This is a genomic window from Chelatococcus sp. HY11 (assembly GCF_018398335.1).
Classification (GTDB): Bacteria; Pseudomonadota; Alphaproteobacteria; order Rhizobiales; family Beijerinckiaceae; genus Chelatococcus.
Map to the genome: position 1 here is coordinate 412981 of NZ_JAHBRX010000001.1, position 21161 is coordinate 434141.

Annotated in this window: 14 protein-coding genes; 10 read left to right on the plus strand and 4 right to left on the minus strand. The window is 64.2% G+C overall.

Annotation, left to right across the window (positions count from 1 at the left end; translation table 11 throughout):
- The first annotated feature begins 16 nt into the window (after positions 1-16).
- A complete protein-coding gene (locus KIO74_RS02050) occupies positions 17-1063 on the plus strand; it encodes a YcjF family protein (protein WP_213330056.1) in 1047 nt (348 codons plus the stop codon).
- Positions 1064-1087: 24 nt separating this feature from the next.
- Here the strand turns inward: KIO74_RS02050 and KIO74_RS02055 are convergent, their stop codons facing one another.
- A complete protein-coding gene (locus KIO74_RS02055) occupies positions 1088-1960 on the minus strand; it encodes an SMP-30/gluconolactonase/LRE family protein (RefSeq protein ID WP_213330059.1) in 873 nt (290 codons plus the stop codon).
- Between the two features lie 417 nt (positions 1961-2377).
- On the opposite strand from KIO74_RS02055, the gene KIO74_RS02060 reads away from it, so the two are divergent.
- The 9 genes from KIO74_RS02060 to alaS all read left to right on the plus strand — a co-directional run bounded on the left by KIO74_RS02060 (position 2378) and on the right by alaS (position 16636).
- Positions 2378-3748, plus strand: coding sequence for an MBOAT family O-acyltransferase (locus tag KIO74_RS02060; RefSeq protein WP_213330060.1), 1371 nt, complete (start codon positions 2378-2380; stop codon positions 3746-3748).
- Between the two features lie 16 nt (positions 3749-3764).
- A complete protein-coding gene (locus tag KIO74_RS02065) occupies positions 3765-4799 on the plus strand; it encodes a hypothetical protein (RefSeq protein ID WP_213330062.1) in 1035 nt (344 codons plus the stop codon).
- Positions 4800-4845: 46 nt separating this feature from the next.
- Positions 4846-5916 (plus strand): hypothetical protein, encoded by a 1071-nt coding sequence (locus KIO74_RS02070; RefSeq protein WP_213330064.1) that lies wholly within the window; start codon positions 4846-4848, stop codon positions 5914-5916.
- 199 nt (positions 5917-6115) lie between these two features.
- A complete protein-coding gene (gene dksA, locus KIO74_RS02075) occupies positions 6116-6535 on the plus strand; it encodes an RNA polymerase-binding protein DksA (protein WP_213323548.1) in 420 nt (139 codons plus the stop codon).
- Between the two features lie 1066 nt (positions 6536-7601).
- Positions 7602-8081, plus strand: coding sequence for a hypothetical protein (locus KIO74_RS31560; protein ID WP_249730828.1), 480 nt, complete (start codon positions 7602-7604; stop codon positions 8079-8081).
- Between the two features lie 529 nt (positions 8082-8610).
- The gene (gene cckA, locus KIO74_RS02085; protein WP_213330068.1) at positions 8611-11139 is read left to right on the plus strand and encodes a cell cycle histidine kinase CckA; all 2529 of its coding nucleotides are present in this window, start codon (positions 8611-8613) and stop codon (positions 11137-11139) included.
- 35 nt (positions 11140-11174) lie between these two features.
- A complete protein-coding gene (locus KIO74_RS02090) occupies positions 11175-12263 on the plus strand; it encodes an NAD(P)H-dependent glycerol-3-phosphate dehydrogenase (RefSeq protein ID WP_213330069.1) in 1089 nt (362 codons plus the stop codon).
- A gap of 332 nt (positions 12264-12595) precedes the next feature.
- Entirely contained in the window at positions 12596-13681 is a 1086-nt protein-coding gene (gene recA, locus KIO74_RS02095; protein ID WP_213330071.1) for a recombinase RecA, read from the plus strand.
- 300 nt (positions 13682-13981) lie between these two features.
- Positions 13982-16636 carry an alanine--tRNA ligase gene (alaS, locus tag KIO74_RS02100; RefSeq protein WP_213330073.1) on the plus strand — a complete coding sequence of 885 codons (2655 nt, stop codon included), beginning with the start codon at positions 13982-13984 and terminating at the stop codon, positions 16634-16636.
- A 267-nt stretch (positions 16637-16903) separates the two neighbouring features.
- Here alaS and KIO74_RS32130 read toward each other — a convergent pair whose 3' ends face one another.
- From KIO74_RS32130 to KIO74_RS02115, 3 genes are all read right to left on the minus strand, one after another.
- Positions 16904-18271: a YadA-like family protein gene (locus tag KIO74_RS32130; RefSeq protein WP_213330075.1), complete on the minus strand. Its 1368-nt coding sequence runs from the start codon at positions 18269-18271 to the stop codon at positions 16904-16906.
- A gap of 329 nt (positions 18272-18600) precedes the next feature.
- Positions 18601-19002: a response regulator gene (locus KIO74_RS02110; protein ID WP_213330077.1), complete on the minus strand. Its 402-nt coding sequence runs from the start codon at positions 19000-19002 to the stop codon at positions 18601-18603.
- Between the two features lie 497 nt (positions 19003-19499).
- The gene (locus KIO74_RS02115) at positions 19500-20714 is read right to left on the minus strand and encodes an NADP-dependent isocitrate dehydrogenase (protein WP_213330079.1); all 1215 of its coding nucleotides are present in this window, start codon (positions 20712-20714) and stop codon (positions 19500-19502) included.
- Positions 20715-21161: the final 447 nt, after the last annotated feature.

Consider the following 21161-nt stretch of genomic DNA (forward strand, 5'->3'; position numbering starts at 1 on the left):
GAAAGGACCCGATTCGATGTCCGATAGCCGCCCGCGCGGGCCACGGGCTTTCCGTCTTGACGACCCGGCTGTCGCCTCCTACGGCCCCGGCGCTGATGCTGTGGATGAGGCCGCGCGGCGTGGCACCCGCATCGTCGTGGCGGAGGAAGACGCGCCATTCGACGAGGCGGACGAGATCATTGCTCCGCGGCGGCGGCGCAAAATCGCGTGGGGCGCCTGGCTTGCCTCCGCCCTTGGCGGGCTCGCCGTCCTCGGGCTCGGGCTCGCGCTCGAGCGTCTGATCCGCGACCTGCTCAACGCCTATCCGGCGCTTGGGTTCGTCGCCATCGCGCTGGCGGCCGTGGCTGGCATCGCCTTTCTGGGTATCGTCCTGCGCGAGGCGCTCGGCATCTTTCGCGAACGGCGGATCGAGACGCTCCGGGCGCGTACCGAAAAGGCGATCCTCGCTAAGGACGACCGCGAGGCCAGCGCCATCGTGACCGCCTTGTGCGGGCTCTACGCCCATCGTCCGGAGACGGCGCGCGGTCGCGCCGTGCTGACCGGCATGGCCGACGAGATCGTCGATGCAGGCGACCGGCTTGCCGTCGCCGAGCGCGAGCTTCTCGAGCCCTTGGACCGGCAGGCCCGGCGGATCGTGGCTAACGGGGCCAAGCAGGTGTCGCTGGTGACGGCGGTGAGCCCGCGCGCCATCGTCGATATCGGCTTCGTGCTGTTCGCCTGTGTCCGCTTGGTGAGGCGTGTCGCTGCCGTCTATGGCGGCCGGCCGGGACTGTTCGGCTTCCTTCGGCTCTCCGGGAATGTGCTGTCGCATCTGGCCGTCACGGGCGGCGTCGCGGTTGGCGATGACATCGTCCAGCAGGTACTGGGTCTCGGTTTGGCGGCGCGCATTTCCGCCAAGCTCGGGGAGGGGGCGCTGAATGGCCTTTTGACCGCGCGCGTCGGCATCGCCGCCATTGCGGTCTGCCGTCCGATGCCCTTCATCGGTGTCGAGGAGCCGCGCCTGCAGGACGTGGCAGCGGGGCTCTTCGATCGCGCCGCCGATGCGCCGGCCCCGCAATCCTGACAGCCGGCGCTGAAGCGGGACGGATCAGTCGGCGAAGCGCGGCACGGGCGCGCCGGCAACCTCGGCGGGCATGCTGAAGACGCTGCCCGACAGCGGATATTGCGCCTTCACCGCGTCGCTCAGATTGGAGCTCAGGCTGGTGAAATAGAGCGTCTTGAGATCCGGCCCGCCGAAGCAGGGCATGGTCGGCCGCGGTACCGGCACGGGAATGCGCGCCAGCAGGCCGCCGTTCGGGGCGAAGCAGTTCAGGCATCCGGCAGAGACGCCGCAGCTCCAGTAGTTGCCGGCGCTGTCGGTGGCGGCGCCATCGGGCCGTCCCTCCTGTTCGCTCAGCGTCCTGAAACGCTGGCGATTTGAGATCTTTCCGGTCGCGGCGTCGAAGTCCCAACTGTCGACCCAGGCAGCGCGTGAATCCGAATGATACATGATGCGCCCGTCCGGCGACCAGGCGAGGCCATTTGAGGTCGCGAGGCCTTCGATCTTGCGTTCGACCCTGCCATCGGCGGTCACGCGATAAAGCGCGGCGACGGAGGGGCTGTCCGGTGGGGTCATGCTTCCCACCCAGAAGGCGCCGTCCGGGCCGACTTTGCCGTCGTTGAGGCGCGCGGTGCCGGGATTGGTTTCCACCTCAGCCAAATGCGTCAAAGTCTCGCTGTCGCGATCGAAGAGATGGACGTCGCGGCCGAGAGCCACCACGAGCTTGCCGCTACGCGTCAGCCCGAAGCTGCCCACCGGATCGGAGAAGCCCCAGCGCCGGCGCTCGCCGCTCTTTATGTCGAGCGCGTAGATCGCCGGTTCCATGATGTCACACCAGAGAAGATGTCCGCGCTCCTCGTCCCAGACGATGGATTCGCCCACTTGGTGCGACATCCGGGCAATGCAGGTGATCTCGGTCATAGAATTGGTTTCCTTCCCCGCGAGCCCGTCGCCACCCCATGCACCGTCGGAACTCACACATCCGTTACCGCTTGCCCAAAAGAGAGACGGGATGAGCATGAGGGTCAAGTCATCGCGCGAAGCTTCCACATCCGTGCGCAGTCCTTCTCCTGTCGCCATGGAAACACAGCCTGGGATAATCGACAGCTTGACCCCCGGCGGGATTTGTTAGCGGCCTAAAATGGGTTGACGGTACCGCTGTGCTTCATGCCATAGACACTTTATCCATTCGATCCGATTGAGGGTCAGAATCAAAGGCGGGTTGGCGTTCGCGGCTCGGTTCAGCACCTGTTGCTGCCGGATTTGAAGTCATGACAGCCGCGCGCCGTTGTTTCCCGCCACACCATGTGCCGGGGAGCGGGGGGATGCAGCCGGTCCATGCTTTTTAACTCTTACGCGTTCTTGCTCGTGTTTCTGCCTGCCGCGCTTGCCTTGCATGCGCTGGTTGAACGCTTCCAGCCTTCCTGGCGCCTGCCGCTGCTGCTCGTTCTTTCGATCCTATTCTACGGCTACTGGGATTGGCGTTTCATTCCGCTGATCATTCTGTCGATCGTGATCAACTGGGCTATCGCGACGCTCTTTGCCTCCACGCGGCGCGAGAGCCTGATCGTCATTGCCATCACCGCGAACCTCTTCGTCCTGGCACTTTTCAAATACGCGGATTTCTTCGCGGGTCTCGCCAATATGCTGCCGGGGGTGTCGATCCCGATGCTGTCGCTGGCGCTGCCGCTCGGCATCTCGTTCTTCACCTTCCACCACGTGATGTATCTCACCGATCTGAGAGCGGGAAAGACCAAGCCGTTCGATCTGGTGCGCTACGGGCTTTACATCGCCTTTTTCCCGCAGGTTCTCGCCGGCCCACTGGTGCGCTGGAGCGAGATCATGCACCAGTTCGACGAACGGCCCTACCAGCGCAGCGACGCGGCTGAGCGTTTCGCGCGCGGGATCATGCTGCTGATCGTCGGCCTGGCCAAGAAAGTGCTGATCGGTGACCAGCTGGCGGTGAACGTCAATCCGGTGTTCGCGGCAGCGGAGCTCGGATCGGTGACGGTTGCGCAGGCGTGGCAGGGCACACTTTCCTTCACCTTCCAGATCTATTTCGACTTCTCTGGCTACACCGACATGGCGCTCGGCATCGCGCTGATGTTCGGCGTCGTGCTGCCGCAGAATTTCGACACGCCCTATCGCGCGCTGTCACTGCAGGACTTCTGGCGGCGCTGGCACATGACCCTGTCGCGCTTTCTCCGCGACTACCTCTATATCGCTCTCGGCGGCAACAGGCATGGCCTCGCCTTGCAACTGCTCGCCCTGTTCGCGACGATGACGCTGGGCGGCCTATGGCATGGCGCCGGGATGACCTTCGTCGCCTGGGGCGTGGCCCACGGCGTCGGCCTTGGTGTTTGTGTCCTTTGGCGCCGGGCGGGATTGTCCATGCACCCGATTATCGGGTGGTTCCTGACCTTCCTGTTCGTCGTGCTGACCTGGGTGTTGTTCCGCGCCGAGAGCTTCCAGGGTGCGCTCAACATCTATGAAGGGTTGCTCGGCCTGGCGCCGCTCGGTTCCGGCTTCAAATGGCGCGCGATCGCCTGGGCCGCCGTTTTCGCCATGATCGGCCCGACGGCTTGGGCACTGGTGCATAAGCCGCAGCCGCATCCGCTGCTGGCGGTGGCGCTCGCGGTCATGTTCATCGTGCTGCTGTTGAAGATCGGGGACAGTGAGTCCTATGAGTTCATCTACTTCCAGTTCTGAGCGCGGGGAGCATGGCATGGCGCCCTCCGGTGTCGCCGGCTGGAGCGGGCCGTGGCGGCGTTTCGCGGTGACTTTCATGGCCACCTCAGCGGCCGGCCTCGTGGGCGTCGCGGCGCTCCTCTTTCTGATCGATCCGTTCGATAGCGGCCGTTCGCCAGTCGCCCGCCCGCCCGGCGTTCCGGCTCCCGACGTTGAGACCTCGGCGACAAGCCGCCTCGAGAACGCCAGCCGTGGGCGCGATCATGCCTTCCAGGCCGCGATCATCGGCAATTCCCGGATTCAGGCGCTTGAGCCGGAGAATCTCAGTGACGCGACTGGAATCCCCTTCGTCTCGCTTGTGATCCAGGCCAGCCGCTCCCGTGAGCAACTTGCGGTGCTGGACTGGTTCATCCGGCATCGCGAGGCGCCCCCGAAAGCGATCATCATCGGGCTCGACATGCCGTGGTGCGACGACCGCGTCTCGATGAGCCCGACCGATCCCTTTCCATTCTGGCTCTATGACCGGTCCCGCGTGGCCTATCTCGAAGGTCTTCTGCGCTATAGCGTGCTGGCGGAGTATGTTCCGCGCTATCTCGGCTATCTATTCGGCCTCAGGGATCGCGCACGTCCGGACGGCTATTGGGATTATGAACCGGTCTACAAGAAACTAGGCTATGACAGCCCCGAGCGGCGGCAGAAACTGCAGGGGCCCGACGCGGAAGTCGAGGTCAATCTCACGGGCCGGTTCGGGGCTGCGGAGGCCCTCGCGGAGCGCCTCGCCAATCTGCCGCCGGAGACCACCGTCTTTCTCGTCCGTCCGCCCGTCTACGTCACCGGACTTGGTGCGGCAGGGAGCGACCAGGCGAAGACCGACGCGGCTTGCCGGGCGGTCCACGCGGCGTTGGCCGCGGGGCGGGCGAATACCTATCTGATCGACTGGCGCGTGGACCGGCCCGAGACCCGTAGTCCCGATGGCTTCATCGACCACACGCACTATCGAAAGAGCGTCGCCCGGATGATCGAGGCAGAGATTGCCGCGATCCTGAAAAAGGTGCAGGCGCCGGGCTCCTGACCGCATAGCGGTCAGGCGGTGCCGCCTTTCCTGGAAAGTAGAAGGCATGCAGTTGACGGGTACAGAAGCGCAGAAGGAGAGAGTGGCCGGCATTGGGCGTCGCCTCGGGCTGCCGATGCGCGACGTCACGCCGGCGACCTGGCGGCGGTTCGTCGCCATATTCGCTGTTGGCGCCTTTGGGTTTTTGTTCGGCCTTCTTTCGCTGATGCTGCTGATTGATCCGTTCGACACCGGACGCTCGCCTATCCGCCTCAAGGAAGGCGTGCCGCAACAGGGACCGCGAACGGCCAATGTGAGCCGTGGCCGCGATCCGGCCTTCGACTCGGCGATCATCGGCAATTCCCGCGTGCAGATGATCGACCCGGCCGTTCTGACCGCGGGGACCGGAATTCCCTTCGTTGCGCTTGTCGTCCAGGGCGGCCTGCCAAAGGAATTGCTGACGACATGGGACTGGTTCATGGCGCACCGCCAGAAACCACCGAAGGCCATGGTTCTCGGTATCGACGGCGTGTGGTGCTCGGATGATCTGTCGAAACAGGCCAATCCGTTTCCTTACTGGCTCTACAGCCTCTCGACCCTGGATTATCTGCAGGGCCTCTTCCGATCCTCCTCGTTGAGTGGCCTGCGCAACTATTTCTCCTATGTGATCGGACAGCGACCGCAAGCGCCCCGCAACGGTTTCTGGAATTACGAGAGCGTCTATGGCGTCGGTACGCCGGAGCAACTGGCGCATATGCGAGGGGAACTCGACAAGCCGCAGGGCACGGCCGATGTCAATCTCGGCACCGATTTTCCGGCCGCCAGGGCGATCGCGGAGCGTCTCGCGGCGTTGCCGGCCGATACCACGGTCGTTCTCGTCCGCCCTCCCGTTTACATCACGGGGATGCCCGAGCAGGGGACGCCCGCGGCGGCGGCGGAGCCGGTTTGCCGAGACATCTTCGCCAAGCTCGCGGAGGAGCGTCCCAACACCCATATCGTCGATTGGCGCCTCGACCGTCCGGAGAATCGGGATCCCGGCAATTTCTTCGATCACACCCACTATCGCAGGAGCCTGGCCGAGCGTCTGGAGGCAGAAATCGTCGCAATCATTGACGGAAAACGCGCCGCGCAGCCTTGAGCAGGGCCTGCGACAAGTTTTTAGAATCCGTTGATTTTCAAGGCCTTGATCGGGCTTCTGCCCAAAACGCGTCCAGCCGCTTAAAGTTTTTGCCACGCTGCACCAAAAGGTGACTGTAATCCGCGTTGTCGCCGGGGCCTTCGGCCGCTATATAGGCGGCGCCTCACGAGGGGCTCAGGGGATAAGAGCAAAGCCACGCATGTCGGATATCGTAATCGACGAGAGCTACCGCCCGTCAGAAGACGAGCCGTTCATGAGCGAGCGTCAGCGAGAGTACTTTCGGCGCAAGCTCCTGAACTGGAAAGAGGACATCCTGCGGGAAAGCCGCGAGACGTTGGTCGCGCTGCAAAGCGAGAGTGAGAACCATCCGGACCTGGCCGATCGTGCCTCTTCGGAAACCGATCGGGCGATCGAACTCAGGGCCCGGGATCGACAGCGCAAGCTAATCGCCAAGATTGAGGCGGCGTTGTTGCGTATCGAAGACCTGTCCTATGGCTATTGCGAGGAGACCGGCGAGCCGATTTCCTTGAAGCGGCTGGAGGCGCGTCCCATAGCTACGCTTTCGCTGGAAGCACAGGAGCGCCACGAGCGCAACGAGCGCGTTTATCGCGACGACTGATTGTTGGGTGTTGCGCAGTGATCGGCCCTCACCCGCAGGGCTGGCGCTGTTTGCCGACAAAAAAGAGGCGCCTCCGATGTCATCGGAAGCGCCTCTTTCTTTTTCAATCGCTGGTGCGGCGCGCGCGGACGCGGACTGGCCAACCGCGTTCAGTGCTGTTCTGATGACGTTACCTGTTAGGCGGCGTGCGGCCCAGCAGGCGGGCGAATTCAGCCTCGATATCATCGACGGAAAATGGATCGACGGCAGGTTTCTGCGAGGCCGGCGCGGGGGCCTCACTTCCAACGGACGCGGGCTCGCTCCTGGTGGGGGCTGGTTCCCTTGCCGGCGAGGGCGTGACCGGGAACGGCGGGGATGCTGGGGCCGGCTGCTGTGGCGCGGCAGGCTTTTCGGGAGACGTCGTTGTCGCGCCTGGCTCCGCGGCAGGTGGCCGCTTCATCATCGCGGACAACTGATCCCAGGGCGCGTTTGGGGCCGTGGAACGGGGGCGTGTCGGCGCGGCCGGGGGGGGCAGCGGGGACGGGGATACGGGCTCGCCTGGGCCGGCGGCCGCAGTGCCGGATGGCATACCGCCCGAACGTGACGGTGGCGGCGGAACCGGAGGAATGGCGGAAGGGCCAGTGGGGGCTTGCGGCGTGGATGCTTGTGGCGCGGGGGCTTGTGGCGTGGATGCCGCGGGCGTGGCCGGCCGTGCTGCGGAGAACGGGCGTTGGAGTGCCTGCTCCAGTTCGCGGGCCATGGCCGAAATCGGCTCGGAATCAGACGTCGCAGGCTCTGCCTTGGCGGGCGTAGCCTTCACGGCCTCGGGCCGAGGAGACAGCGGCTTCTCCGCAAGCGGCGTCGTGACCGGGCGAGGCGGCGTCGCGGGATCCATCGGCCGCGTGGCTGCCACGGGCCGCGGCGGCGGAACAGGCCTGGCGGTCAGATTCCCGATGTCGGTCTGAGGCGGTCGCTCTCCAGAGGCCTTCTCGGCCGCTGGGGCCGCTTCACGCCTGAACATTCCCAGAGGATCGCGCGACTGAGGATCCCGTGATTCGGGATCACGCGGCGGCGGCATGGGTGCGAGTTGGGCAGGCTTGCGCCGGTCAGCCACGCCGGCCTGGCGTGGGTCCGGCGGAGGAGGAAGCCGCGCTTCGCTCCGGCGCTGCTGGACGGCCACCTCGGCGGGTGCCTCGGCGCCCGGGAGGGCAGCCGCCAGGGCAACATCCAGCGGAAGCTGGGTCGCCTCGTCAATGGCTTGCTGCAGGTTGCCGACAGGCGAGAGCGCGCGCTGCCCACCGCGCAGGATTCCGCTTTCGACGACGATATCGGTTGGCCCGCCGACCATGACGAGATGCTCGACATTGTCGCGCCGCAGCAAAATCAATTGTCGCCGCTGATCGAGATCGAAGGTGTCGACCACAGCAAGACGGGGCTGTCTGCTCCTGGAAGACGCATGATTCGCGCCTCCGGCGCGGGGCGCGGTAATGCGACGCAGGACGACAGCAAAGGCGACCAGAAGCGCGAAAATAATGATCAGCGCGATAAGGTATTGAACCGCCGCTGAAATCTCTAAGCCGAAAAAGGACTGCACCTCACGTCTCCCGTTGGTCCCACCACCGACATGCGGGGATACTTCGAGACGTTGTCACAGTACGGTTTTTGCGGCGCAAGGTTAACCCGCGGTTAATGCAAACCACATAGATTTTTGCCACGTCATCACCGCGCGCTGGCGCTTATGGGCGCAAACGGGCACAAAGCGGACGGACGCGCCAGAGCATGATCGGGAACGGGTCGCGATCAGGATGGAGGGACCAGCCTCGCCTCGTGACTGGATCACGGTCCTGGTCGAGCGCGGCTTGCGCGGCCTGGGCGTTGCCGTGTCCGGCAGGCCGCCGGGCCGGACGGGGCAGCGAGTGATGGGGTGCCGGAGCTCTTTCGTGCGGCTTCCTGTCCAGCGGCGGGGCTTGGCTTTGGGGGCTAGACACGATGATCCTGCCCATTCATTGGAATAGGGTCCTCATGGGCAGGCGCCTCGAGGGCAGGGGAAGGGCTGGTGTGTCCAGCGCGCGCGATTGCGTACGAAAGGTCCGGGAATGAGCGATACGAGCGTGAACAGGTCGATCGACCGATCTGATCGCCCGGGCCATGCCGGCTTCGTCCTCCTGCTCGCTGTCGTCCTGATTGGCGCGGTAGTCGCCTTGAGCTTCGTCGCCAGTGACGCGGCGCAGCCGCTCATCGTGGGCTTCCTCGCGATTCTCGCCATGGTCGGCGTGTTCAGCCTGTTCGGCCTCGCCATCGGCTTCGTGCAGCTCACCGGTCGGGGCGCACGCAACGACTTGACCAAGCACCTCGTCGACACCGCGCCCGAGGGGATCATCGTCGTTGGTCCCGACAGCCGCGTGACCTATGCGAACGAGGCTTACCTGATGCTGTCCGGCACCGCCAAGGGTGGGGATGTGCGCATCGTCGAGCGGCTCTTCTCGGGCAGCGCCGAGGTATCGGAGGCCATCTATCGCCTGGCCCAGGCGGCTCGCGAATCCCGCGCCGCCACGGAAGAAATCCGGCTCCAGCCCGGCCTGACGGGCAACGACGCGGGCTGGTACCGGGTACGCGTGCGCCCGCTGCCGCGCCCCGGCAGCCGCGCGGCGACGGTCTGGAGCGTCGTGGACGTGACCCGGGACCGCGAGCGCCAGGAGAACGTGTTCCAGGAGCTGCAGCACGCCATCGATTATCTCGACCATGCGCCGGCGGGCTTCCTCTCCGTCGATGCAGCGGGTGACATCGTTTATATGAATGCGACGCTCGCGACCTGGCTGGAGCATGATCTCGCGCAGGTCGGATCGGGCGGGCTGAAGCTGGGAGATGTCGCTCCGGCCAATGCGGCGGCGCTGATTACCGCCGTCAAGGGCGCGCCGGGCGACGTCCATACCGAGATCCTCGACGTCGATCTGCGGCGGCGGGGCGGGAAGTCCCTGCCGGTGCGGCTTTTCCATCGTGTCGCCATCGGCGCCGACGGCGCCATCGGACCATCGCGCACGCTCGTGCTCAACCGATCACCGGGTGAGGACGTCGCCGAGGGGCTGCGCGCCGCGGAGGTCCGTTTCGCGCGCTTCTTCAACAATACACCCGTCGCCATCGCCACCGTAAGCCGGCATGGCGCGATCACCGGCTCGAATGGCTCATTCGCGCGCCTGTTCGGCTCGGCGCTCGCCAGGAGCGAGGGGGGCGGGGAGCGCTCGCTGTTCGAGATGGTCGTGGAGCGCGATCGCGAAGCGCTCGGCAATGCGCTGTCCGCCGCCGCCGCCGGCCGCGACGAGATCGCGCCGATTGAGGCGACCGTCGATGGCGAAGGCGGGCGCTCGGCCCGGCTCTACATCACCGGGGTCGAGGATACGGAGGGGGATGGCGCCGGCGAAGTCGCCATCATCTACGCGCTGGAGACCACCGAGCAGCGGGTGCTGGAAGCCCAGTTCGCCCAGGCGCAGAAGATGCAGGCGGTGGGCCAGCTCGCCGGCGGCGTGGCGCATGATTTCAACAACGTGCTGCAGGCGATCATCGGTTATTCCGACCTCCTCCTCGCCAACCATCGCCCGACCGATCCCTCGTTCCAGGACATCATGCAGATTAAGCAGAACGCCAACCGGGCCGCGAGCCTGGTGCGGCAGCTGCTGGCCTTTTCCCGTCGCCAGACCTTGCGACCACAGGTGATCCAGCTTGGCGACAGTCTGTCGGATCTGTCGCTCCTCCTGAAACGGCTCCTCGGCGAGCATGTGACGCTCGATCTGCACCATGGTCGCGACCTCTGGCTGGTCAAGGCCGATGTCAACCAGTTCGAGCAGGTGGTGGTCAATCTTGCGGTCAATGCCCGCGACGCCATGACCGATGGCGGAACCCTCACCATCCGCACCGCGAACGTCTCGGCGGCCGACAGCGAAAAGCTCGGCGAAAAATCCATGCCCGTGGCGGATTACGTGCTGATCGAGGTGGCCGACACCGGCACGGGCATTCCGGCCGATGTGATCGACAAGATTTTCGAGCCGTTCTTCACCACCAAGGAGATCGGCAAGGGAACCGGGCTTGGGCTCTCGACGGTCTATGGCATCGTCAAGCAGACCGGGGGTTACATCTTCTGCCACAGCGAACCGGGCGTCGGCACGACATTCTCGATCTTCCTGCCGCGCCATCAGCCGGTTGTCGTGGAAGAGCCCGTCAAGATCCAGCCCGGCAAGGCGCAGATGCCGGACCTCACCGGGCGCGGCACGATCCTTCTGGTCGAGGACGAGGAGGCGGTGCGCGCTTTTGCGGCGCGCGCTCTCGCCACACGCGGCTATACTGTGCTGGAGGCCGCATCCGGTCGCGAGGCGCTGGCCGTCATCGACGAGCGCGCGGCGCCCATCGATCTCGTGGTCTCCGACGTGGTGATGCCGGAAATGGATGGCCCGACCCTTCTCGGCGAGCTGCGCGGACGGCAATCCGATCTGAAGGTCATCTTCGTGTCCGGCTATGCCGAAGATGCCTTCAAGAAGCACCTGCCGGAGGGCGAGGACTTCACCTTCCTGCCGAAGCCCTTCAGCCTCAAGCAGCTCATCGAGGCTGTGAAGGGCGCGATGGTCGGCCGCTGATCGGGCCATGTGGAGCGAGAAAGGTTGCCGAAGCCATGACCTCGGAGCGTAGCACCGCGCGGAAACTCGACACGATCGCCGTGGTCGGGGCAGGGGCATGGGGTACCGCGCTCGCCATGACCGCGCTCCGCGCCGGACGATCCGTGCGCCTCTGGGCGCGTGAGGCGGAGGTCGTCGCGAGCATTCGCGAGAACCGTGAGAACACGCTCTTCCTGCCGGGCCATCACATCCCTGAGGCGGTTTCCGTGGACAGCGATCTCGCGGCCGTCGTTGTCGGCGCCGACGTCGTGCTCATCGTCGTGCCCTCGCAGTTTCTGCGCAAGACGGCCGAGGCGCTGCGTCCGCATCTTACGCCGGGGACGCCGGTCGTCATCTGCGCGAAGGGGATCGAGCGCGGCAGCGGGCTCCTGCTCGCCACAGTCGTCGAGGAAGCCTTGCCCGGCCATGCGCTCGCCGTGCTGTCGGGGCCAACCTTCGCGGGAGAAGTGGCGGCCGGCATGCCGACCGCGATAACGGTTGCCTCCACCGACGCGGCCGCTGATCCCAAGGCATCGCTCGCGGCGGCGGTCGCGGTCGCCCTCGGGACCCAGGCCTTCCGTCCCTATGTGTCCGACGATGTCGTGGGGGTGGAGGTCGGCGGCGCGGTGAAGAACGTGCTGGCGATAGCCTGCGGCATCGCCACCGGGCTCGGCTTTGGCGCGAATACGCGGGCGGCGCTGATCACGCGCGGGCTGGACGAGATCAAGGGACTGGCGGAAGCATTGGGGGGGCGCCGGGACACGGTGACGGGTCTGTCCGGCATCGGCGATCTCACCCTGACCTGTTCCAGCGAACAATCCCGCAACATGCGCTATGGCATGGGTCTCGCGACCGGGCGGTCGGCGAGCGAGATATTCGGCGGACGGCCGGTGGTGGTGGAGGGCGTCGAGAACGCCCAGTCCGTGACGGATCTGGCGCGCAGCCTGAATGTCGACATGCCCATCTGCGAGGCGGTGCGGGCCGTGGTGCTGGACGGGCAGCCCATTGCCGATGTCATGGCCGCCCTGCTGACACGTCCGTTCCGGGCCGAGCCCCATGGCATGGATCTCAGCCTCACGCATAGGCCACCCGACCGGAACGGCTGAGTTCGTTCAACAGCCAGACTTGCTGTCTCGGCGGATCAGCCGGTTGGAAACCAGCTGCCGCCTTAATTTGCCGCCCTTGGCGCCTTTTTCCTCGCAATCTCAACGGCACCGACCATGCTGCCACAATGGTGCTCGCCAGTTGCGCCCGCGCGGATCCAGCATGAATCCTCTTGAATCTCGCGCCCGCGCGATGAGAACAAAAAAAGAACTTGCCGCTGAGAACAAAAAGAGTACATTTTGGGGGCGCGTTGGATTGCCCACAAGCTCTCGTCAAGCGCTGACCGCCTAAGCGTTGAGTTTCAATCTCGCCTCATGCCATAAGGACGACAGTGATGTCCCAGTCCAGCCTGCGACTCGTGGAAGGCAGCTCCATGGATAAATCGAAAGCCCTTGACGCCGCGCTCTCGCAGATCGAGCGCGCTTTCGGCAAAGGCTCGATCATGCGTCTCGGCAAGAGCGACAAGCCGATTGAAATCGAGACGGTTTCGACGGGCTCGCTCGGTCTCGACATCGCCTTGGGCGTCGGCGGTCTGCCACGCGGGCGTATCGTCGAGATCTACGGGCCGGAATCATCGGGCAAGACGACGCTCGCGCTTCACACCATCGCCGAGGCGCAGAAGAAGGGCGGCGTTTGCGGCTTCATCGACGCCGAGCATGCGCTTGACCCCGTCTATGCCCGCAAGCTTGGCGTGAAGCTGGACGATCTGTTGATTTCCCAGCCCGATACCGGTGAGCAGGCGCTTGAGATCGCCGACACGCTGGTGCGTTCCGGAGCCATCGACGTTCTGGTGGTCGATTCGGTCGCGGCCCTGACGCCGCGCGCGGAGATCGAAGGCGAGATGGGCGATATGCAGCCCGGCATGCAGGCGCGCCTGATGAGCCAGGCGCTGCGCAAGCTGACGGCTTCCATATCGCGCTCCAACACCATGGTCATCTTCATCAACCAGATTCGTATGAAGATCGGCGTGATGTATGGCTCCCCGGAAACGACAAGCGGTGGCAACGCCCTGAAGTTCTATGCATCCGTCCGCCTTGATATTCGCCGGGTCGGCGCGATCAAGGATCGCGATGAGACGATCGGCAACACGACTCGCGTCAAGGTGGTGAAGAACAAGGTCGCGCCCCCCTTCAAGCAGGTCGAGTTCGACATCATGTATGGCGAAGGCGTGTCGAAGGTCGGCGAGCTGATCGACCTTGGCGTCAAGGGTGGCATCGTCGAGAAATCAGGCGCGTGGTTCTCCTATGACAGCCAGCGCCTCGGCCAGGGGCGCGAAAACGCCAAGCAGTTCCTGCGCAGCAATCCCGATGTGGCGGACCGCATCGAGCTCGCCATCCGGCAGAATTCCGGCGTGCTCGCCGATCGCATTCTTGAGAATGCCGACCCGACGGCTGAGGATCTGGACGAGGGGGCAGCCTGATCGGCTGCCCGACCTGTGCGCGGGGCTACGCGACTGAGAAAGGCCCTTGTTAGCGGGGCGCATCTTTGTCGCGGTGTTGCGCGATGGTCGCGTTTTCAGCGGTTCGCAGATCACAATGCGAAGTAGACTATCGAGCCTATCGACAGGTTGACGCTGGCGCTCTAGAAACACCGGCTGTTGCCAAGCTCATCGCTTTCCCCGTAAGTCCGCTTTTCGGGCGGGGCCTTGCCCTCGAAAGAATGCCTGGCAGTGAGAAGGCGGCGCGAGGCGTGCCGTCGCTGGTGTGCGGATGTGGACCGAATGAGCGGCGTTAACGAGATCAGATCGAGCTTCCTCGACTATTTTGCCAAGAGCGGCCACGAGGTTGTGCCTTCGAGCCCGCTCGTGCCGCGGAATGACCCGACATTGATGTTCACCAACGCGGGCATGGTGCAGTTCAAGAACGTGTTCACGGGTGTGGAGACGCGGCCCTACAAGCGCGCGACCACATCGCAGAAATGCGTGCGCGCCGGCGGCAAGCACAACGATCTCGACAATGTCGGCTATACCGCGCGCCACCATACGTTCTTCGAGATGCTGGGGAATTTCTCCTTTGGCGATTACTTCAAGGCCGATGCCATCGAGCTCGCCTGGAAGCTCGTGACCCGGGAGTTCGGGCTGCCCGAGAAGAAGCTCCTGGTAACTGTCTTCTCCGAAGACGACGAGGCCCATGGGCTGTGGAAGAAGATCGCGGGTCTTTCGGACGACAAGATCATTCGCATCGCGACCTCTGACAATTTCTGGCAGATGGGCGATACCGGCCCCTGTGGCCCCTGTTCGGAGATCTTCTACGATCACGGGGACCATATCCCGGGTGGGCCTCCCGGCAGCCCCGATGAAGACGGCGATCGTTTCATCGAGATCTGGAATCTCGTCTTCATGCAGTATGAGCAGCTGGCGCCGGGCAATCGCGTCGTGCTGCCGCGGCCCTCTATCGACACGGGCATGGGCCTTGAGCGTGTCGCGGCCGTGCTGCAGGGCACCCATGACAACTACGCGACCGACCTCATGCGGGCGCTGGTGGTGGCCGTCGCCAATCTGACCGGCGTCGATCCAGACGGGCCGCAGAAGGCGAGCCATCGCGTCATCGCCGATCATCTCAGGGCCTCGGCCTTCCTCGTCGCCGACGGCGTGCTGCCCTCGAACGAGGGCCGGGGCTATGTGCTGCGGCGCATCATGCGCCGCGCCATGCGCCACGCCGAGCTGCTCGGCGCGCGCGAGCCGATCCTCTGGCGCCTCGTCCCGGCGCTCGTCCGCGAGATGGGACAGGCCTATGGCGAGCTGGTGCGGGCAGAGGCCCTCGTCACGGAGACCTTGCGGCTCGAGGAGACCCGCTTCCGGAAGACCCTGGAACGCGGTCTATCGATCCTTGAGGACGAGGCGCGGGCGCTGAAGTCCGGCGACAAGCTTTCAGGTGAGGTCGCCTTCACGCTTTACGACACCTACGGTTTTCCGCTGGATCTCACGCAGGATGCGCTGCGCGCGCGCGATATCGGCGTGGACGTCGATCGCTTCAACGCCGCTATGGAACGCCAGCGCGAGAAGGCGCGCGCGGGGTGGTCCGGGTCGGGTGAGGCCGCGACCGAGACGGTCTGGTTCGGCTTGCGTGACAGGCTCGGGGCGAGCGAATTCCTCGGCTATGACACGGAGAGCGCCGAAGGGGTGATTACCGCGCTTCTGCGCGATGGCGCCGAGGTCTCGCAGCTGGAGGCGGGGCAGGAGGGTTATGTCGTTCTGAACCAGACCCCGTTCTATGGCGAATCGGGCGGTCAGGTCGGCGATACCGGCTCGATCGCGGGCGTGGGTCTTCAGGCCGATGTGCTCGATACGCAGAAGAAGCTGGGCGATCTGTTCGTTCATCGCGTTGCGGTGAAGACCGGTGCGTTGAAGGTTGGGCTCCCGGTCGAGCTGACGGTCGATCATCGGCGCCGCCTGGCGATCCGCTCGAATCACAGCGCGACCCATCTCCTGCATGAGGCGCTGCGCCGGGTGCTGGGCGATCACATTGCCCAGAAGGGCTCGCTCGTTGCGCCAGACAGGCTGCGCTTCGACTTCAGCCATCCGAAGCCGATCTCCGAGGAGGAGTTGTCGGCCGTCGAGACCATGGCGAACGAGATCCTCCTCGGCAACAGCGAGGTGGTGACGCGCCTGATGGGTGTCGATGACGCGATCGCGTCCGGTGCGCGCGCGCTGTTCGGCGAGAAATACGGCGACGAGGTCCGCGTCGTTTCGATGGGCCGCGCGTCCGGTGACGGTCAGGCATCCCAGCAGGCTTTCTCGATCGAGCTCTGCGGCGGCACGCATGTCGGGCGCACAGGCGACATCGGGCTCATCACCGTGCTGTCCGAAGGGGCGGTCGCCGCGGGCGTGCGCCGTCTCGAGGCGGTGACCGGTGAAGCGGCGCGACGTTACCTCAACGACGAGGCCCAGCAGCTGAAGGCTCTGGCGGGCTTGCTCAAGGTGCCGTCGGCGGATGCGTTCGGACGGCTCGAGGCCCTGATGGAGGAGCGCCGCAAGCTGGAACGTGAGCTTGCCGAGGCCCGCAAGCAGCTGGCGACAGGCGGTGGCGGCGACGAAGCGACCAAGACGGTCGCGGGTGTCACCTATATGGGCCGTGTTCTCGCCAACACGCCCGCCAAGGAGCTGAAGGGCATCGTCGATGATGCCAAGAAGCGGATCGGCAGCGGTGTCGTGGCCTTTGTCAGCGTGGCTGAGGACGGCCGCGCCAGCCTGATCGTGGGCGTGACGGCGGACAAGGTCGATACCGTCAACGCGGTAACCCTGGTCAAGGCGGGCTCTGCCGTTCTCGGTGGCGCCGGCGGTGGCGGCCGACCAGACCTCGCCCAGGCCGGTGGTCCGGATGGCGCGCGTGCGGCTGAGGCCCTCGCCGCGATCGAGGCCGCGATAGCTGGCTAGGCATTTTCGCGCGAAGTGGAAACCGGTTCGCGCGAGGGCAATGCGTGGAAACGAAAAGCCAGGGCATTTTCGATGAACCGGATTTACCGGAAGTGATCTTGTCCGGGCGCTGCGCCTCAAGTTGCGACTGAGCGCGGGGCAGGCGCATGCTTCGCGAGATCATCACGAAGTATGAGGCCCCACGCATGCGCGCTACGTTTCTCGCGGCGCGACGGTGCCCCTTGGGCTTCGGCCGGTCCCTTGAAAGACAGAAGCGGGCATTGCCGATCAGTTCCAGGTATAGGTGGCGCTGGCGCCGACCGTCGCCTCTGCCTTCCAATTGGTCGGGGAGAACGCGCCCGCCGCCGAGAAGCGCCAGTTGCCGCTTTCCGAGGTGTAGCCTGCGCCAACCGAGATCGCGGCCTGGCGGCGATGACTTGTGATGGCCGAGCCCGTCGAGAACTTGCCCGGCCTGTCGTCGTAGCGGATCATGCCGATCGCTGCCGCTGAGGCAATGCCGGCATTCGCGAGCTTTTCCTTTTTGGTCATCTCGCTTCGCAACGTTGCGAAACCCGTATTCATATCGGTGGTTATCCGGTCCATCCGACCCTGGAGACCCGCGATATCGGCTGTGTTCTGACCGACCTGCTGTGACAGGCCAGGGTCGCCGCCGCTACCACCGCCACTGCTGCCACCGCCGGTATTGGTCAGATTGTTGATCTGCACCTGCAGGTTGCTGATGCCGGCGTAGAGTTGCGAGCCGTTGATCGCGTCGGTTGACGTTGCTGTCACGAGGCCCGCCGCCACGTTCTGGATGCGCCGCTCGGCGCCGGCGCTGCCGACGCTGACGACGCCAACCGCCGCGCCGGCGGCATAGCCGTAGGTTTGTCCGGCGATGGTGGCGGAGGCGTAGGTTGTCGTGCCCGCGCTTGTCGCGGTTTGCGTCCCATTCGTAATTGACGCCGCGCCAAGCGCGACGGAGTTGTCGATACTCGCATTGGCATCTGTACCAAGGGCCAAGGCCCCGGCTCCGCTCGCTTCGCTGAACGTGCCAACGGCGTTGGCGCGAAAGCCTGTGGCTTTCGCCATGAAACCGACGGAGGTTGCCGCCTCTCCGGCTGCGCTGCTGTTAGCCCCGACCGCGGTTGCGGCAAGCCCGGTAGCTTCGGTCAAAGCGCCTAACGCTGTCGCCGACGCAGCAAATGCTTTCGACTTATAGCCGAAGGCCGCTGTCTCCGCGCCATCGGCTGTACTATTGGCGCCAAAGGCACTTGCTTTGGCTCCATTGACCGTTACTGAATAACCCAAGGCTGATGAAAGCTCACTTGTGGCCACCGTGCCAGCGCCAGCAGCGATTGAGAACTTGCCAATCGCGCCTTTGCCGTCTGAATTTGTCTGCGGCGTTCCACCATCATTAGCGCTGTAGTAGGGCGTCGCCCCCGACTGCGCGTGAGCCGGGTTCAGCGCGCTGACTATGCCGATGACGGCTACCGGAATTCCTATCCCGAGAAATCCCAGCGTGGTCTGGCTATTCGTGCGCTGGTTTGCGATGTGATATTCGTCGCTGTGCCGCTGTGCAGGGCCAGCTAAAGCGCCGGCGCTCGATGTGTGAGCGGTAATTCCCCTGAGATGGCAATTAATATCAATTACTCTCATGCGCCGCTACTCCAAGAATAAAAAACGCTTAAGTGTGAATATTTTAAGTGCATCGCTATTGTTTTTATGAATATTTTATGAATAAGAAGATTATATACCTTGGTGGTTAATAACTGGTGGTGGCGCGCGGATTTTATCTCTGCTGAGCAACTTCCGAGTGAGCGCTGCCCGCAGTGCTGCGGCTTTTCCATGCTACAAACATGGGATCACGCAGATCGGTTTGATGACGGTCAAAGTCCGTCCAGTGGTGGGGTGCGAGAATTTCTGGCGGCTGCTTTTTCCGAAACAGGAATGGGTCGCAGAGCAGATCCTACGGGTAGACGCTTGGCCTATGAGCTGGCGATCTCGACCAGCATGCGTTCGAGATCGCGGGTCCGGAATGGCTTTTCGAGAAAGCGATATTGCCGGTCTTCGAGGATGGCGTCCAAACGTCCAGCATCAGTGCCACTCACGAAGATGACGCTAAGACCGGGCAGGTGCCGTCGGCATTCTTCAGCGAGTGTCGTGCCGCTGATATCCGGCAGGCCAATGTCAGTGATCAAGACGTCGATAGGCGCGCCGGTTTCAACATAGGCGATCGCAGATTGCGCGTCGGCCGCCTCCTCGACGATATGGCCGAGGTCGCTGAGCATGTCGCTCGTCGTGAGGCGAACCACAGGCTGATCCTCCACGAGGAGGATGCGGAGGGCTTCTGCGTCGTGCTGGGGCGCATCCTTGCCCGTCTGAAGCATAGAGCGTCGTCCTCCCTTGAGCTTCTTTCCCGCCACGTGAAGTGCCCGGGGGGGGGGATGTCCCTCTTGCGGCCTGCCTTCTGGGTAAAGGCGCTTCAGGCTTCCACCGGAACGACAGAATTCAAAAAGTTACCGCGGCTCAAATCGATCATATAAAACTTGGCGTTATCCAGGACGTCTATGCCCTTTACCCAGGTGCTCCTCGTCGCCCGGCCGGATGCTCCGCTCCGGATTGCGCCGGCCGCAAGCTCGATGCCGAGCAGGATCACCGCTTTGCGTTTCCGCTGCTCCAGGCGCGCTTGAATTCATCCTCCGATTGATCGCGACGCCACATTATACAGCCATATTACCGCTACGCCTATGTTTCGCGTGTCGCGGCAGACGTAGCAAGCGTGGCCTCCTGGGCTCCCGGCGTTGTCGCGGCAAAAGAGAAGCCGCCGGGCATGGACCCGGCGGCTCCTGTCATTCGATGAGCCTGTCGCGATGGAAGGGCTGGCTCAGGCCTTCATGGCCTTCTGCAGGTTCTCGTCGATCTTGTCGAGGAAGCCGGTGGTGGAGAGCCACTTCTGGTCGGCGCCGACGAGGAGGGCGAGATCCTTGGTCATGTGGCCCGCCTCGACCGTGTCGACGCAGACCTTCTCAAGCGTTTCCGCGAAGCGCTTGAGATCGGCATTGTCGTCGAGCTTGGCGCGATGGAGCAGGCCGCGGGTCCAGGCGAAGATCGAGGCCATGGAGTTCGTCGAGGTCTCCTTGCCCTTCTGATGCTCGCGGTAATGGCGGGTCACGGTGCCGTGGGCGGCTTCGGCCTCCACGGTCTGGCCATCCGGCGTCATCAGGACTGATGTCATCAGGCCGAGCGAACCGAAGCCCTGGGCGGCGGTGTCGGACTGCACATCGCCGTCATAGTTCTTGCAGGCCCAGACATAGCCGCCGGACCACTTGAGGCAGGAGGCCACCATGTCGTCGATGAGGCGGTGTTCGTAGGTGAGGCCGAGCGTGTCGAACTGCGCCTTGAACTCGGTGTCGAACACCTCCTGGAAGAGGTCCTTGAAGCGGCCGTCATAGGCCTTCAGGATGGTGTTCTTGGTGGACAGATAGACCGGGTACTTGCGCGCCAGGCCGTAGTTGAACGATGCGCGGGCGAAATCGCGGATCGACTCGTCGAGATTGTACATCGACATGGCGACGCCGGCGCCGGGGAACTTGAAGACTTCCTTCTCGATGACCGTGCCGTCCTCGCCCTCGAACTTGATGGTCAGGCGGCCCTTGCCGGGCACCTTGAAGTCCGTGGCGCGGTACTGGTCGCCGTAGGCGTGGCGGCCGATGACGAAGGGCTGCGTCCAGCCGGGGACCAGGCGAGGCACGTTCTTGCAGATGATCGGCTCACGGAAGATGACGCCGCCAAGGATATTGCGGATGGTGCCGTTCGGCGACTTCCACATGTCCTTGAGGTTGAACTCCTTCACGCGGGCTTCATCAGGCGTGATCGTGGCGCATTTCACGCCGACGCCGTAGCGCTTGATGGCCTCAGCCGCATCCACCGTGACCTGATCGTTGGTGGCATCGCGATGCTCGACACCGAGGTCGTAGTATTTCAGATCAATGTCGAGATAGGGGTGGATCAGCTTGTCCTTGATAAGCTGCCAGATGATCCGGGTCATCTCGTCGCCGTCGAGCTCGACGACCGGGTTCGCCACCTTGATCTTAGCCATTGATTGTCCCCTGCACGCTGGGAAAAGGAAAATGGGTCTCGGTGCACGCGGGCGTACGCCGATGTCCCGCTGCTTCTACAGCGCGATTTGCGATGAGGGAAGCAGCGATGGGCCACTGGCAGCATTGTGACACCATCATCGCTGCTTTCCGCGCAGGGCCGCACGACCCGGGGCGGCCTGAGGCTCACAGCCGGTGCCGTTGGGGTGGGAGCCGCGTGGAGCGGACGCTTATATTCCCGGCGCGGGAAAGCGGAAAGCTCGCGCATGTCTGTCATTCGCAATCCATAACCAAGTGGATATGAAATGACGTAGGACCAGGCAGTTATGGGTCGTCAAGCGAGCGCGTGGGGCGGGTGGAAACACGCGGTGGCGGGGACTTTGCACGTTAGATATCGATCGCGGCATCCTTACCGGGCTGCGGCGGAGGAAGGTTGGTCCAAAGGCTGT

Bases quoted from the DNA above. Each gene is read 5' to 3' on its own strand.
- alaS (WP_213330073.1), top strand. From the start codon at position 13,982: ATGAGCGGCGTTAACGAGATCAGATCGAGCTTCCTCGACTATTTTGCC.
- KIO74_RS02050 (WP_213330056.1), top strand. From the start codon at position 17: ATGTCCGATAGCCGCCCGCGCGGGCCACGGGCTTTCCGTCTTGACGAC.
- recA (WP_213330071.1), top strand. From the start codon at position 12,596: ATGTCCCAGTCCAGCCTGCGACTCGTGGAAGGCAGCTCCATGGATAAA.
- KIO74_RS02090 (WP_213330069.1), top strand. From the start codon at position 11,175: ATGACCTCGGAGCGTAGCACCGCGCGGAAACTCGACACGATCGCCGTG.
- cckA (WP_213330068.1), top strand. From the start codon at position 8,611: ATGAGCGATACGAGCGTGAACAGGTCGATCGACCGATCTGATCGCCCG.
- KIO74_RS02060 (WP_213330060.1), top strand. From the start codon at position 2,378: ATGCTTTTTAACTCTTACGCGTTCTTGCTCGTGTTTCTGCCTGCCGCG.
- KIO74_RS02070 (WP_213330064.1), top strand. From the start codon at position 4,846: ATGCAGTTGACGGGTACAGAAGCGCAGAAGGAGAGAGTGGCCGGCATT.
- KIO74_RS02115 (WP_213330079.1), bottom strand. From the start codon at position 20,714: ATGGCTAAGATCAAGGTGGCGAACCCGGTCGTCGAGCTCGACGGCGAC.
- dksA (WP_213323548.1), top strand. From the start codon at position 6,116: ATGTCGGATATCGTAATCGACGAGAGCTACCGCCCGTCAGAAGACGAG.
- KIO74_RS02055 (WP_213330059.1), bottom strand. From the start codon at position 1,960: ATGACCGAGATCACCTGCATTGCCCGGATGTCGCACCAAGTGGGCGAA.
- KIO74_RS02065 (WP_213330062.1), top strand. From the start codon at position 3,765: ATGGCGCCCTCCGGTGTCGCCGGCTGGAGCGGGCCGTGGCGGCGTTTC.
- KIO74_RS02110 (WP_213330077.1), bottom strand. From the start codon at position 19,002: ATGCTTCAGACGGGCAAGGATGCGCCCCAGCACGACGCAGAAGCCCTC.
- KIO74_RS32130 (WP_213330075.1), bottom strand. From the start codon at position 18,271: ATGAGAGTAATTGATATTAATTGCCATCTCAGGGGAATTACCGCTCAC.